Origin of the sequence: Jannaschia sp. W003 (assembly GCF_025144335.1) — a bacterium.
In the GTDB taxonomy this organism is placed as follows: domain Bacteria; phylum Pseudomonadota; class Alphaproteobacteria; order Rhodobacterales; family Rhodobacteraceae; genus Jannaschia.
Genome location: NZ_CP083539.1, coordinates 2,387,108 through 2,401,172, shown reverse-complemented (window position 1 = coordinate 2,401,172; position 14,065 = coordinate 2,387,108). Strand labels below are relative to the sequence as shown.

Annotated in this window: 14 protein-coding genes; 10 read left to right on the top strand and 4 right to left on the bottom strand. The window is 71.5% G+C overall.

Annotated elements, in window-relative coordinates; translation table 11 throughout:
• The first annotated feature begins 5 nt into the window (after nucleotides 1–5).
• On the top strand, nucleotides 6–1,562 hold the full coding sequence (locus K3554_RS11765; protein ID WP_259940467.1) for a Ppx/GppA family phosphatase: 1,557 nt from the start codon (nucleotides 6–8) through the stop codon (nucleotides 1,560–1,562).
• Nucleotides 1,562–1,978, top strand: a complete 417-nt coding sequence (gene arfB, locus K3554_RS11760) for an alternative ribosome rescue aminoacyl-tRNA hydrolase ArfB (RefSeq protein WP_259940462.1) — start codon at nucleotides 1,562–1,564, stop codon at nucleotides 1,976–1,978. Before K3554_RS11765 ends, arfB begins: the two co-directional genes overlap by 1 nt.
• Here arfB and K3554_RS11755 read toward each other — a convergent pair.
• Nucleotides 1,975–2,934 (bottom strand): LysR family transcriptional regulator, encoded by a 960-nt coding sequence (locus K3554_RS11755; protein ID WP_259940460.1) that lies wholly within the window; start codon nucleotides 2,932–2,934, stop codon nucleotides 1,975–1,977. The two genes, arfB and K3554_RS11755, sit on opposite strands and share 4 nt — an antisense overlap.
• Before the next feature lie 156 nt (nucleotides 2,935–3,090).
• Between K3554_RS11755 and K3554_RS11750 the strand changes: the two genes are divergently transcribed.
• Nucleotides 3,091–3,561, top strand: a complete 471-nt coding sequence (locus K3554_RS11750) for a cupin domain-containing protein (RefSeq protein ID WP_259940458.1) — start codon at nucleotides 3,091–3,093, stop codon at nucleotides 3,559–3,561.
• A complete protein-coding gene (locus tag K3554_RS11745) occupies nucleotides 3,558–3,986 on the top strand; it encodes a hypothetical protein (protein ID WP_259940455.1) in 429 nt (142 codons plus the stop codon). Before K3554_RS11750 ends, K3554_RS11745 begins: the two co-directional genes overlap by 4 nt.
• 7 nt (nucleotides 3,987–3,993) lie before the next feature.
• On the opposite strand, the gene K3554_RS11740 is transcribed toward K3554_RS11745, so the two are convergent.
• Entirely contained in the window at nucleotides 3,994–5,001 is a 1,008-nt protein-coding gene (locus K3554_RS11740) for a YihY/virulence factor BrkB family protein (protein ID WP_259940453.1), read from the bottom strand.
• A gap of 134 nt (nucleotides 5,002–5,135) precedes the next feature.
• Between K3554_RS11740 and proS the strand changes: the two genes are divergently transcribed.
• The 4 genes from proS to K3554_RS11720 all read left to right on the top strand — a co-directional run bounded on the left by proS (nucleotide 5,136) and on the right by K3554_RS11720 (nucleotide 9,292).
• On the top strand, nucleotides 5,136–6,476 hold the full coding sequence (proS, locus tag K3554_RS11735; protein ID WP_259940452.1) for a proline--tRNA ligase: 1,341 nt from the start codon (nucleotides 5,136–5,138) through the stop codon (nucleotides 6,474–6,476).
• A gap of 101 nt (nucleotides 6,477–6,577) precedes the next feature.
• Nucleotides 6,578–7,201, top strand: a complete 624-nt coding sequence (locus K3554_RS11730) for an imm11 family protein (protein WP_259940451.1) — start codon at nucleotides 6,578–6,580, stop codon at nucleotides 7,199–7,201.
• Between the two features lie 143 nt (nucleotides 7,202–7,344).
• Nucleotides 7,345–8,613, top strand: coding sequence for a lipoprotein-releasing ABC transporter permease subunit (locus K3554_RS11725; RefSeq protein WP_259940450.1), 1,269 nt, complete (start codon nucleotides 7,345–7,347; stop codon nucleotides 8,611–8,613).
• The gene (locus K3554_RS11720) at nucleotides 8,606–9,292 is read left to right on the top strand and encodes an ABC transporter ATP-binding protein (protein ID WP_259940449.1); all 687 of its coding nucleotides are present in this window, start codon (nucleotides 8,606–8,608) and stop codon (nucleotides 9,290–9,292) included. Before K3554_RS11725 ends, K3554_RS11720 begins: the two co-directional genes overlap by 8 nt.
• Nucleotides 9,293–9,299: 7 nt before the next feature.
• On the opposite strand, the gene K3554_RS11715 is transcribed toward K3554_RS11720, so the two are convergent.
• Nucleotides 9,300–10,226, bottom strand: a complete 927-nt coding sequence (locus K3554_RS11715) for an alpha/beta fold hydrolase (protein WP_259940447.1) — start codon at nucleotides 10,224–10,226, stop codon at nucleotides 9,300–9,302.
• A complete protein-coding gene (locus K3554_RS11710) occupies nucleotides 10,223–10,507 on the bottom strand; it encodes an SCP2 sterol-binding domain-containing protein (RefSeq protein ID WP_259940445.1) in 285 nt (94 codons plus the stop codon). Before K3554_RS11710 ends, K3554_RS11715 begins: the two co-directional genes overlap by 4 nt.
• 32 nt (nucleotides 10,508–10,539) lie before the next feature.
• Here K3554_RS11710 and K3554_RS11705 point away from each other — a divergent pair, with 32 nt between their 5' ends.
• Nucleotides 10,540–11,103 (top strand): hypothetical protein, encoded by a 564-nt coding sequence (locus K3554_RS11705; protein ID WP_259940443.1) that lies wholly within the window; start codon nucleotides 10,540–10,542, stop codon nucleotides 11,101–11,103.
• A gap of 67 nt (nucleotides 11,104–11,170) precedes the next feature.
• A complete protein-coding gene (locus K3554_RS11700; protein ID WP_259945919.1) occupies nucleotides 11,171–14,053 on the top strand; it encodes a helicase-related protein in 2,883 nt (960 codons plus the stop codon).
• Nucleotides 14,054–14,065: the final 12 nt, after the last annotated feature.

Below are 14,065 nucleotides of genomic sequence, written 5' to 3'. Positions count from 1 at the left end.
GTCGCATGGACGGAACCGCCTCTCCCGACGACGATCCCGAAGGCTACGGCCCCTTCGGCAAGCCCCTGTTCGACGGACCCGAGGCGCGCGCGTTGCGGCGCGTCGGCGTGATCGACGTCGGCTCAAACTCGGTGCGCCTCGTGGTGTTCGACGGCGCGGCGCGCTCGCCGGCGTACTTCTTCAACGAGAAGATCCTCTGCGGCCTCGGCGCGGGGCTGGCCGAGACCGGGCACCTGAACCCCGCGGGCCGCGAGCGCGCCTTCGCCGCCCTGCGCCGCTTCGCGATCCTGGCGCGCGGCATGGAGGTGAACTCTCTCACGGTGGTGGCCACCGCCGCCGTGCGCGAGGCCACGGACGGCGCCGCCTTCGCCGAGGAGGTGCGCGCGTCCACCGGCCTCAAGCTCTGGATCATCGACGGCGCCGAGGAGGCGCGGTTGTCGGGGCAGGGCGTGCTCCTGGGCTGGCCCGAGGCCGAGGGCGTGATGTGCGACATCGGCGGCTCCTCGATGGAGCTATCGGTGCTCCCCGGCGGCGGCGAGGTCGGCGCGGCCGTCTCGGGCAAGCTCGGCCCCCTCAAGCTTCAGAGCATCGCCTCGAAGTCGAAGCGCCACGCCGAGATCGAGCGCGGCGTGGCCGACATGGCCGAGCGATTGGGGCGCGACCGGACCGACCGGCTCTACCTCGTGGGCGGATCGTGGCGGGCCATCGCGCGGATCGACATGGAGCGGCGGGGCTACCCTCTGCACGTCCTGCACGAGTACACCATGACGCCGCGCGACCTGCGCGCCACGATCGAGCTCGTGGGCGCCTGCGAGGACATGACCGCGCTCGGCAAGGCCACGGGCACATCGGCCGCGCGCATGGCGCTGGTGCCGCTGGCCTCCGAGGTGCTGGCGCGGGTCGTGAAGCAGTTCCGCCCCAAGACCATCGCCGTGTCGTCCTACGGCATCCGCGAGGGGCTGCTCTACGAGCAGATGCCCGATGTGCTGCGCGCCCGCGATCCCCTGATCGAAAGCGCACGCTTCGCGGAGGCGAAGGACGCGCGCCTGCCGGGCTTCGGGCGCGTGCTCTACCGCTTCCTCAAGCCGATCTTCGCGCGGGCCAGCGAGCGGCGGCTGCGGCTGATCCGGGCGTGCTGCCTGCTCCACGACGTCTCCTGGCGCGCGCATCCCGACTACCGGGCCGAGGTCTGCTTCGACAACGCGACCCGCGCCAACCTCGGCGGGCTGACCCATTCCGAGCGCGTGTTCCTCGGGCTCGCGCTCCTCCACCGCTACAAGAACAAGCGCGAGGGTACCTCGTTCGAGCCGCTCGCGCCGCTGCTCGACGTGGAGGACACTGCCCAGGCCGAAGTGGTGGGCAAGGCGATGCGCTTCGGGGCGATGTTCTCGGCGCAGGATCCCGCGCTGATGGGCACGTTCCGGCTCTATCCGAAGAAGCAGGTGCTGGAGCTGACGCTCCCCAAGGGCGACGGCGAGGCGCTGTTCGGCGAGGTGGCCGAGGCGCGGCTCAGGTCGCTGGCCTCCTCGCTCGGGGCCGAGCCGGTGGTGCGGGTGCGCTGATGCCCCTGCAAGCGGGGCCGGCGACCATCGAGGACTGGGAGATCACGGAGCAGTTCGTGCGCAGCTCCGGCCCCGGCGGGCAGAACGTAAACAAGGTGAACACCGCCGTGGAGCTGCGCTTCGAGGCGGAGCGCTCGCCCAACCTCGCCGCGCCCGTAAAGACGCGTCTGCGCCGCCTCGCGGGGCGCCGCTGGACCGACGGCGGCGCGGTGGTGATCTTCGCGCAGGAGACCCGCAGCCAAGCGCGCAACCGCGAGATCGCCCGCGAGCGGCTGGCCGACCTGATCGCCCGCGCCCACGAGAAGCCCCGCCGCCGCATCGCCACCAAGCCCACGCGCGGGTCGGTGCGGCGGCGGCTCGACGGCAAGACCCGGCGCGGCGAGGTCAAGAAGCTGCGGGGCTCGGTCGACCCCTAGGGAAGCGCGGGCAGGGGCATCGCGTCCGGGTTCAGGGGCCGCAGGTGCCGCGCCACGGTTTCGCGGAACCACCGGTGGTCCGCGGCGCGCGTCATGCGCTTGTGCCAGTGCATCTTCAGCAGCGGCACCGGCAGCGGGACCGGCGCGCGGTAGCAGCGGAGGTCCAGGCGTGGCGCGACCCGCCGGGCGAGCTGCTCGGGCACGAGCGCCACGAGGTCGGTCTCCGCCACGATCCGCATCACGCCCGAGAAGAACGGCATGGTCATCACCACGCGGCGCCGTCTCCCCGCCGCCTCGAGCGCGTCGTCGCCCATGGCGCGCAGCTTGCCGTCGGGCGAGCACAACACGTGGCCGAGGTCGCAGAACAGATCGAGCGGGATCTCCCCCTCGGGGGCGACATGCGCACGCGCCAACCGCGCATGACCGGCGCGCGCGACCGCCACGAAGCCCGCATGGAACAGCGGCGCGCTCTCGACCCAGTCGGGCAGGTCCAGTGCGGGCAACAGCGCGAGGTCGAGCTGGTGGCGGTCCAGCATCTCCACCTGCAGGTCGGGCACGAGGTCGAGGTGCTGCACCCGAACCCCCGGCGCCTCCGCCAGCAGGGTCCGGGCGAGGGCGGGCATCAGCATCTCGGCGAAGAAGTCGATGCCCGAAAAGCGGAACACCGCGTCCGAGGTCGCAGGGTCGAACTCCGGCCCCCGCAACGCCAGCTCGAGCGCGCTGAGCGTCTCGTGGATCGGGCCGGCCAGGGTCTGCGCGTAGGCGGTGGGCACCATGCGCTGCCCCTGCCGCACGAACAGCGCGTCGCCGAGCGCGTGGCGCAGGCGTCCCAGCGCCGACGACACAGCGGGCTGCGACAGGCCCAGCCGCTCGCCGGCGCGCGTGGTCGAGCCCTCGCGCATCATGGCGTGGAAGACCCGCAGGAGGTTGAGGTCGAGGGTGTTGAAATTGACCATGCCGATACTTGGCATGACGGCAATCGATTGGGCAAATGCCCCTTGCGGTGGCACACTTTCCCCGTGCCGCCGCAGCGCGCGCGACGCTGGCAAGGGCCCGCGATGCGGCCTGCGCCGACCGGCGGTCGGATCGGCGAAGCAAGGGGGAATCGGATCATGAAGGACACGTTGGCACAGGGCGATGCGGTGGAGTGGCTGGGGGTCACCTACCGCACGATCCTCGACGCGGCGGACAGCGGGGGCGCGATGTCGATCGTGGACAGCGTCTCGCCGCCGGACAGCGGCCCGCCGCGGCACGTGCACGAGCGCGAGGACGAGGCGTTCGTGGTCCTGTCGGGCGAGATCGAGTGGTGGATGGAAGGCCGGCGCGGCAACGCGGGGCCGGGCGACACCGTCTTCGTGCCCCGCGGCTGCGAGCACACCTTCCGCGTGGTGGGCGACCTGCCGTGCCGCCACCTCGTGATCCTGACGCCGGGGGGCTTCGACGGGTTCTTCCGCGAAATGGCGGAGGGGGGCTACGCGATCCCCGAGGACATGGAGGCGATCGAGGCGAGCGCCACGCGCCACCACCTGCGCTTCACCGGCCCGCCCCTCGCGGCGGACGGCGCGGAGGGGGACGGGGCATGAGGATGGCCGCCTCCGACGCGCACGTCTACCTGCCGACGCGGGGCGCGGTGCGGGGCGCGGCCTTCGCCTTCTTCGGCTTCGGCGCGCTCTGCGTCACCGGGGGGATGCTGTGGGGCATCGCCATGGCCGCCACGGGGGACCATGCGGCGGCCGGCGCCCACGCGCATCTCAACCTCGTGGGATGGGTGACGATGGGACTGTTCGGCCTCTACTACGCGCTGACCCCGCCGGCGGCGGCCTCGCGGCTGGCCTGGGTGCACTTCGCCTTCGCCGCCTCGGGGGTGATCCTCTTGGTGCCGGGCATCTTCATGGCCGTGACGGGCCGGAGCGAGGGGCTGGCGATCGCCGGCAGCTTCGTGACGCTCGCCTCGATGCTCCTGTTCCTCTTCGTGCTGGCGCGGCACGGCTTCGGCCGGGGGGACTGACCGCGCCTCAGGCGGGGGGCGGGGGCAGCCGGTCGGCCACCACCGCGCCCCGCAGCCCCCGCGGCCGGTCCCGGCCGCGGGTGCTGTCGCGCCGGGTCTGCAGCTCGATCTCGGCGTTGACGATGCCGCCGACCGCGATGGCGAGCGCCGAGTAGTAGATCCACAGCATCAGCACCGCCGCTACCGAAAGCGTGCCGAAGGTGGCGCCGTAGAAGTCCGACCACTCCACGTAGGCCGAGAACGCAACCGACAGCCCGATCCACAGCAGCGTCGACAGGAGCGCGCCGGGCATGAGCCAGCGCCACTTGGCGGGCCGCCGGTTCGGGGCGCGCCGGTAAAGGAGCGCGAGGCCCGCGAACACGAACACCGCCAGGATCGGCCAGCGCAGCCAGAGCGTCAGCCGCTCCGTGCCCGAGCCGATCGGCAGCTCGGAGAGCACGAGGGGCAGGGCGGCCACGGTCAGCAGCACCACCGTCAGCCCGATCATGGAGAACATCGTCATGCCGACAGCTAGGCCGAAGCGGCGCAGGAAGCTGCGCGGCTCCTCCTCGTGGTAGGTGAGGTTCAGGAGGTCGATCACGGCATTCGTGCCGCGCGTGCCGGTCCACATCGCCACCGCGAGCGAGAACAGGAGGCCCACCGTCAGGCTCTGGGCGTCATTGCGGGCAAGGGCGGCAAGGCGGTTCACCAGCAGCTCGTACACGCCGCCGGGCATGATCGGCTCGAGCGCGCCGAGCTGGCTGTCGATCTCGGCCGCGTCGAACAGCAGGCCGTAGAGCAGCACGAAGATCGCCAGCACCGGGAAGATCGATAGGAAGCCGAAGAAGCCCACGCACCCGCAATTGGTCCACAGCTTGCCGTCGACGATGTCGATCCAGACGCGCCCCGCGATCTCGCGCCATCCCGTGGCGGGGATCGCGGCGGGCGTGGAGGCGTCGTGCCCGGTGCCCGGATCTTCGGCCGTGGGCGCGGTCTCCTCGCTCAGCGCGGGAACGTCGTCGTCGGTCTGGCTCATGCGCGTCCTCCCGCCGCGGCAACGCGCGAGCCTGCCCACGCGATCCCGCCCCCCTCCTGCCTGCCGCGGGTCGCCTTGCCCCCCTCCGGCCATGCCGCTATCGCGGGCGGCGACCCCTTCCGGAGCTGCCTGCGATGCGCCTCACCCGCTACTTCCTGCCCGTCCTCAAGGAGACGCCGGCCGAGGCGCAGATCGCGTCGCACCGGCTGATGCTCCGCGCGGGCATGATCAAGCAGTCCTCGGCGGGCATCTATTCGTGGCTTCCCCTGGGATGGAAGGTGCTGCGCCGGATCGAGCAGATCGTGCACGAGGAGCAGATGCGCGCGGGCCACCATCCGATGCTGATGCCCACGCTGCAGCCCGCCGACCTGTGGCGCGAGTCGGGCCGCTACGACGCCTACGGCCCCGAGATGCTGCGCATCCGCGACCGGGGCGACCGGGACATGCTCTATGGTCCCACCAACGAGGAGATGATCACCGACATCGTGCGCTCCCACGTTTCGAGCTACCGCGACCTGCCGCTGACGCTCTACCACATCCAGTGGAAGTTCCGCGACGAGGTGCGCCCCCGCTTCGGTGTGATGCGGGGCCGCGAGTTCCTGATGAAGGACGGCTACAACTTCGACCTCGACGAGGCCGGCGCGCGCCACGCCTACAACCGCCACCTCGTCAGCTACCTGCGCACCTACGAGCGCCTCGGGCTGCAGGCGATCCCCATGCGCGCCGACTCCGGCCCCATCGGCGGCGACGACACCCACGAGTTCCTCGTGCTCGCCGAGACCGGCGAGTCGGAGGTGTTCTACGACAGCGAGGTCACCGACATCCGCTTGGGCGCGCGCGAGATCGACTACGACGATGCGGATCAGTGCCGCGGCGTGCTCGAGGAGTTCACCTCGCGCTACGCGCGCACCGACGAGACCCACGACGAGGCGGTCTTCGCCGAAGTGCCCGAGGCGCGCCGCCGCACCGCGCGCGGCATCGAGGTGGGGCAGATCTTCTACTTCGGCACGAAGTACTCCGAGCCCATGGGCGCCACGGTGCAGGGCCCCGACGGCAAGCCCGTGCCGCTGCACATGGGAAGCCACGGCATCGGCGTGAGCCGCCTCGTGGGCGCGATCATCGAGGCGAGCCACGACGATAAGGGCATCGTCTGGCCCGAGGGCGTGACGCCGTTCCACGCAGGGATCGTGAACCTCAAGCAGGGCGACACGTCCACCGACTCCGCCTGCGAGGGCATCTACGCCCAGCTTCGCGCCGAGGGCCTCGACCCGCTCTACGACGACCGCAAGGAACGGGCGGGCGCGAAGTTCGCCACCATGGACCTGATCGGCCTGCCCTGGCGCGTCACCGTCGGCCCGCGCGGGTTGCAGGCGGGCAAGGTGGAGCTGACCTCCCGGCGGACGGGCGAGAGCGAGGAGATGTCGCCCGAGGCCGCGATCGCTCGGTTGAAGGCGGTTTATGGGGTGGGGGTGTAGGAGAGGCCCGGGCGTACAGTCGTCGCGTCGGTGGGCATCCATCCCCCCTGCTGTCCGCCCGGGAACGAGCAGCGGGCTGACATTCCAGTGACGAAAATTCGATGACCTACGTGATCACAGTTTCGTCCGTCAATCCGCGTGGTGGTTTCATCAAGGCGGGCAACGCTGAATGGATGAAGCATGTCGTGAGCCTCGATTTCGATATCTCCGATGTGATCCAGGGAAAGGAGAACAGGCTCCTCAGTCTGGACGACGTTCCGGAATACTTCGTTCTCAAGCGAGCGAGGACGGACCTTCCCGACATGTTCTGGGGATCGGCCCAGCTTATAATCGTATCGGAGAGGTACAGGGACATCATCGAGGACCTCGATCCGGGGGTTCACCAAATGTGGCCGATGGAAATCCGCCGCAGGCGAGCCGGCCCGGTTCCAGGCAAGTGGTTCGGTCTCAATGTTCGTGCGAGGGCGAAAACGATAGTGAAGGAGCGAAGCTCGGTGCAGGTCTCGCGGGGTGGTACGCAAGTGTTCGGAATCGTTACCCGTTCGATGACATTCATCGACCACATGAAGTTCAACCTCGCGGTCGACGAGACGATCGAGGTGGGTCACAACCTCTGGTGGGACAACACGTTGGACGAGGCCGCGTTGTTTTGCAGCGACGCGTTCCACGACGCCGTCGTCGAAGCCGGCTTGAAGTCCATTCCGTTCAAGAAGTGCGTGAGCTGACCGGCATCATGCGCGAGGCGCAGGATGGCCGAGGGCGCGCCGAGGGCTCATCTGCGGAACCCCGGCCCCGCCACGTGTCTCTCTTCTTGACCCCGCCCCGCAACCCCCGCACCTAGAGCCCCGAACCGCCGCCCGGAGGCCCCATGTTCAAGCCGTTCGAGTGGACCATCGCCTGGCGCTACCTGCGCGCACGGCGCTCCGAGGGCGGCATCAGCGTGATGACGTGGATCAGCCTCGTGGGCATCGCGCTGGCCGTCTTCGCCCTGATCGCCACGCTCGCGGTCCGCTCTGGCTTCCGCCACGAGTTCGTGGACACGATCATCGGCGCGAACCCCCACATCAGCGTGTTGGCGACGTCGCGCTTGGACGAGCGGGGCACCGTGGTCCGCACCATCGCCAACTACGACGAGGTGGCCGCGCGCGTCGCGACGGTGCCGGGCGTGCGCCACGCCGCCCCCGTCGTGGTGGGCGAGGTCATGGTGTCGGCCAACGGCCGCAACGCGGGCGTGCAGGTGCTGGGGATGCGCGAGGCGGACCTTCGCGCCGTGCCGCGGGTGGCCGAGCCCGAGGAGTCGCAGGGCTCGATCGACGCGTTCGAGCAGGGCATCGCCATCGGCGACGGCGTGGCGCGCAAGCTCGGGGTGCGGGCGGGCGACACCGTCCGCCTGATCTCGCCCGACGGGGTCAAGACGGCCTTCGGCACCTCGCCGCGGGTGAAGGCCTACCCGGTCACCTACGTGTTCAAGGTGGGCCGCTACGACATCGACGGGATTCGGGTCTACATGCCGTTCGCGGAGGCGCAGACCTACTTCAACCTCGCCGAGCAGGCCGAGGAGGTGCAGGTCCTGCTGGACGACCCCGAGGCCGTCGAGGAGATGCGTCCCGCACTCGCGGCGGCGGCGGGCGAGGACGTGCTGCTCTGGTCGTGGCGCGACAGCAACGGCGGCTACCTCCAGGCCCTGCAGATGGAGGACAACGTGATGTTCATCATCCTGTCCCTCCTCGTCATTATCGCCACGCTCAACATCACCTCGGGGCTGGTGATGCTGGTCAAGAACAAGGGCCGCGATATCGGGATCCTGCGCACCGTCGGCATGACCGAGGGCACCGTGCTGCGGGTGTTCTTCCTGTGCGGCGCCTCGATCGGCGTGGCCGGCACCGTGATCGGCGTGGTGATGGGCTGCCTCTTCGCGCTCTACATCGACCCGATCTTCGAGGCCGTGAACGCGCTCGCCGGGGGCGGGGTGTGGGACGAGTCCCAGCGGCTGCTCTCGCGCCTGCCCGCGCGGCTGGAGGCGGAGGACGTCCTTTCGGCGGTGGCGCTGTCGCTCGTGCTCAGCTTCGTGGTCACGATCTTCCCGGCCCGCCGTGCGGCGCGCATGAACCCCGTGGAGGCGCTGCGCTATGAGTGAGGCTCTGCGGCTGGAGGGGATCCGCAAGGGCTACGCCCTCGGCACCCCCGGCGAGATCCGGGTGCTGAACGGCGCCGACCTCGTGCTGCCGCGGGGCGAGGTCTGCGCGCTCGTGGCGCCCTCAGGGGCGGGCAAGTCGACTCTGCTGCACATCGCGGGTCTGCTCGACACGCCCGACGCGGGCCGCGTGGTGATCGGCGGCGAGGACATGGCCGGAAGCTCCGACCGGGCGCGGACGCGGGTGCGGCGGCGGCAGATCGGCTTCGTGTACCAGTTCCACCATCTGCTGCCCGAGTTCACCGCCGCCGAGAACATCGTGCTGCCCCAGCGCGCCGACGGCGTGTCCGCCGCGGCGGCGCGCGAGCGGGCGCTCGCGCTGCTCGGCACCGTGGGTCTCGCCCACCGCGCCGACCACCGCCCCGCCGAGATGTCGGGAGGCGAGCAGCAGCGCGCGGCGTTCTGCCGCGCGCTCGCCAACGCGCCCGCCCTGCTGCTGGCCGACGAGCCGACGGGCAACCTCGATCCCGGCACCTCGGACACGGTGTTCGCGGCGCTCATGCAGCTCGTGCGCGAGACCGGCATGGCGGCGCTGATCGCCACGCACAACCTGGAGCTGGCAGCCCGCATGGATCGGCAGCTCCGCCTCGAAGGCGGGCGGCTGGAAGACGTGGATCGCTAGGGCGCGGTCAGGTCGCGCCGAGATGGGCGACGATGCGCGCCATGGCCGGGCCCCGCAGGGCGTCGCGTTCCATCAGCACCTCGTGGCGCCCGCCCTCGACCTCGTGCAGCGCGCCGTCCGGCCAGCGCGCTATGCGGCGGCGCACGGCGGCGGGATCGACGATGCGCTCGTCGGTGCCGAGCAAGGCCAGCGCCGGCACGGGGGGCGAGGCCATGCCCCGCACCGTCAACATCTCGCGCAGGGCCGCGCGCAGCCACGACAGCGACGGCGGCCCGAGCGCCAGTTCGGGACGCGCGCGGAGCTGCCCCTTCATCCAGGCGAAGCGCCCCGGGTCGGTGGTCAGGAGGTTGCCGTGGAACGGTGCGCCGGCGGGATCGCCCGACTTGCCCGAGGCGGGTGCCAGCGCCTCGCCGTAGCCAAGGAAGTGGCCGGCGTGGCTCATGGCCCACGCCAGCGCGCGCATGTGGGGCGGCACGCCGAGGCCCCACATCGGGGCCGAGAAGGCCGCGCGCTCGAAGGGCATGCGGCGCAGGAGCGCTCGCAGGCCGATCATCCCGCCCATCGAATGGGCCAGCAGGTGGAACGGCTCGGGCATGCCTTCCGCGCGCAGGAGCGCCACGAAGGCGTCGGCGTCGCGCTGGTACTCGGCGAAGTCGCCGACGTGCCCGGCCAGCCGGTTCTGCGGCAGCCGCTCGGTCAGCCCCTGGCCGCGCCAGTCGATCGCGGCCGAGGCGAAGCCCTGGCCGTGTAGGTCGCGCGCGACCTCGGCGTACTTCTCGACGTACTCGGTGCGCCCCGGGAACAGCACCACCGTGCCGCGATGCCCCTCGGGCCAGAGCGCCGCCCGCAGGCGCACCCCGTCCGCGGCGTCGGTCCAGAGCGCGCGGACGCGGGGCCCGCGCGCCGGCTCGTGGAAGGGCGCGTCCGCGCTCACCCGAGCTGGGAGCCCAGCCGCATCGCCTGGCCCATGTCGCCATCGACCTTGAGCTTGCCCGACATGAAGGCGCCGGTGGGGTTCACGGAGCCGTCGAGGATGCCGCGGAACGTCTCCTCGTCGGCCGTGAGGGTGCACTCGGCCGACTCGTCGCCGGCGCGCACGCCCGCGTCGTCGACCATGATCGAGCCTTCGTCCTCGACCACGAACTTGACGGAGCCGTCGAACGACCCGATCTTTTCGCTAAGCTTGACGACGGCCTCGTCGATGATGTCGCTCATGATGTCCTCGCCGGTTGGTTCAGGAACGGTACATGATTGACCCACGCGTCACCCTCAAGGCCCTCGCGGTCGCCGCGCTCGCGTTTTACGCGACGTCTCCGAGCGCGCAGGAGCTGTCGGACGACCCCGAGGTGCTGCTCGATCAGCTCGCCGACGAGGCCGATCCCGCCGAGGGTGCGCGCCTCGCCGCCGAGGTGCTGGAGCGCTGGTCCCACTCCGGCTCCGCCGCCATGGACCTGCTGCTGCGCCGGGCCCAGGACGCTATGGCGGACGACGACTATGTGCGCGCCGTCGCGCACCTGACCGCGCTGACCGACCACGCGCCGGACTTCGCGGAGGGCTGGAACAAGCGGGCCGAGGCGTTCTTCATGATGGAGCAGTACGGCGCCGCGCTGACGGACATTGAGCAGGCGCTGATCCTCCAGCCGCGGCACTTCGGCGCCTGGGCGGGCCTCGGGATCATGCTCGACCGCATGGACCGTAAGGACGCGGCCCTGCGGGCCTTCCGCCGGGCCGAGGAGCTCTATCCCGCCGAGGAGAACGTGGCCGGCGCCGTGGAGCGGCTGGAGCTCGAGACCGGCGGGCGGACGCTCTGATTTGGCACGCATCGCGGCGGTCCTCGGGCCGACCAACACCGGCAAGACGCACTATGCCCTCGAACGGATGCTCGCGCACCGCACGGGGGTGATCGGCCTCCCGCTGCGCCTTCTGGCAAGAGAAGTGTACGACCGCATCGTCGCCGCGCGCGGCCCATCCGTGGTAGCGCTCGTCACCGGCGAAGAGAGGATCGTGCCGCCTCGCGCCGCCTACTGGGTCTGCACAGTGGAGGCGATGCCGCAAGGCCTCGGCACGGACTTCGCTGCCGTCGACGAGATCCAACTCTGCGCCGACCCGGACCGAGGGCACGTGTTCACGGATCGCCTGCTAAACATGCGCGGGCTGCACGAGACGCTGTTCATGGGCTCGGACACCATGCGCCCGGCGATCCGGCATCTGGTGCCGGAGGCGGAGTTCATCCGGCGCGAGCGGTTCTCGGAGCTCACTTACACCGGGCCGCGCAAGATCAGCCGCATGCCGGGGCGCACCGCGATCGTCGGCTTCTCGGTCGACAACGTCTACGCCATCGCTGAGCTTTTGCGCCGCCAGAAGGGCGGGGCCGCCGTGGTGATGGGCGCGCTTTCCCCCCGCACCCGCAACGCGCAGGTGGCGATGTACCAGAACGGCGACGTGGACTACCTGGTCGCTACCGACGCCATCGGCATGGGGCTGAACCTCGACATCCGCCACGTCGCCTTCTCGGCCACCTCGAAGTTCGACGGACGCCGGATGCGGCCCCTCATGCCGCACGAGCTGGCGCAGATCGCCGGGCGGGCGGGGCGCTACACCGAGCCGGGCACCTTCGGCGTCACGGGCGAGGCGTCCGCGCTCGACGAGGACGTGGCCGAGGCGATCTGCGAGCACCGCTTCAAGCCCATCGAGCGCCTGACCTGGCGCTCCGACCGGCTGGAGTTCGGCACGCCCGACGCGCTGATCCGCTCGCTGGAGGCGCCGGCGCCCGACGAGATGCTCCAGCGGGGGCGCGAGGCTGACGACCTCGCCGCGTTCCGCACGCTTACCGACTTCGAGGGGGTGCGCGCGCGGCTCGGCCACGCGCGCGACGTGCGCCTGCTGTGGGACGTGTGCCGCATCCCCGACTTCCAGGGCATCAGCCACGGCGAGCACACCAACCTGCTCGCGCGGATCTACGACTTCCTCCACGAGCGGGGGCGCGTGCCCGAGGACTGGTTCGCCCGGCAGGTGAAGCGCATCGACCGGACGCAGGGCGAGATCGACACGCTGTCGAAACGGCTGGCCTACATTCGCACCTGGACCTACGTCGCCCAGCGCAAGGGCTGGGTCGAGAACGATGCCCATTGGCGCGAGGCGACCCGCGCTGTAGAGGACCGGCTGTCGGATGCGCTCCACCGGGCGCTGATGGCCCGGTTCGTGGACCGCAGGACCAGCGTGCTCCTCAAGCGGTTGAAGATGAAGGAGGGCCTCGTGGCCGAGATCAGCAAGGACGGCACCGTCACGGTGGAGGGCGAGGCGCTTGGGCGGCTCGAGGGCTTCCGGTTCCAGCAGACCAAGGCCGCCACGCCCGACGAGGCGAAGACCGTGCGCCAGGCCGCCGAGGCCGCGTTGCGGCCCGAGCTGCACCTGCGCGCGGACCGCTTCTACAACGCCCCCGACACGGAGATGGACTTCACGGAGCAGGGCGGCCTCATGTGGGGCTCCGACGCCGTGGGCCGCATCGCCAAGGGCGCCGAGCCGCTCAAGCCCGGCGTGGTCGCCTTCGTGGACGACGAGGCCGGCCCGGAGGTCGCCGAGAAGGTGCGCCGCCGGCTCCAGCACTTCGTGGACCGCAAGCTGGCCGCCGCCTTCGAGCCGCTGGTCGCCATGGAGCGCGACGAGGCACTGACCGGCCTCGCCCGCGGCTTCGCGTTCCGCCTGCGAGAAGCGTTCGGGGTGCTGCCCCGCGCGCAGGTCTCGCAGGAGGTGCGAGAGCTGGACCAGGAGGCGCGCGCGCAGCTTCGCCGCCACGGCGTGCGCTTCGGCCAGTTCACGGTGTTCCTGCCCGCGCTGCTGAAGCCCGCGCCGACGCGCCTGCGGCTGGTGCTCTGGTCGTTGTGGGAGGGGCTCGAGGAGTTTCCCGAGGCGCCGCCGCCGGGCCTCGTGACCGTGCCCGAGGCCAAGGGCGCGCCCGCGGGCTACTACGCCATGGCCGGCTACCGCGACGCCGGCGCCCGCGCGATCCGCATCGACATGCTGGAGCGGCTGGCCGACATGATCCGCCAGGCCGACACCCGCGGCGGCTTCGAGGCCTCCGCCGACATGCTCTCGATCACGGGCATGACGCTGGAGCAGTTTGCGGGGCTGATGGAGGGGCTGGGCTACAACGCGGAGCGCGGCGAGCGACCCAAGGCGAAGCCCGCGGCGCAGGCGCAGGTGCCCGACCAGCCGGGCATGCCGGAGCCGGCCGCGCCGCCGCCGGGCGTGCCGGGCGACGTGCCCACCGAGACGCCCCCCGCCCCGCCGCAGGAGGCCCCGGGCGACGTGCCGCAGGAGCGGCCCGCCGAGGCCCCGCCCGCCGAGACGCCCCCGGACGTGCCCCAGGAGACGCCCGTGGAGGAGCCGCCCGCCGAGATGCGGGCTGAGGGCGCCGAGGCGGACGCGCTAGCCGAAGCTGAGGGCGAAGGCGCGGTCGCGGACGCCGCTGCCGAACCCGCGGAGACCGAGGTCTTCTACACCTTCGCCTGGGCGCCGAAGCGGCCCGCGCGCGGCAACCGCCGCGAGGGCGGGCGCGGCCGGCCCGAGGGCGCGGAGCGCAGCGCGGCCAAAGCCGGCGGCGGGCGCAAGGAAGGCGGCAAGCCGCGCGGCAAGGGCGGCCCCCGCCGCGATGCGAAGCCCGCCGGCCCGCGCGCCTTCGAGGCCCGGCCCGAGCGCAAGCCCGCGCGCATCGACCCCGACAACCCCTTCGCCGCGCTGGCGGCGCTGAAGGACCGCTGACGACGGTGTCGC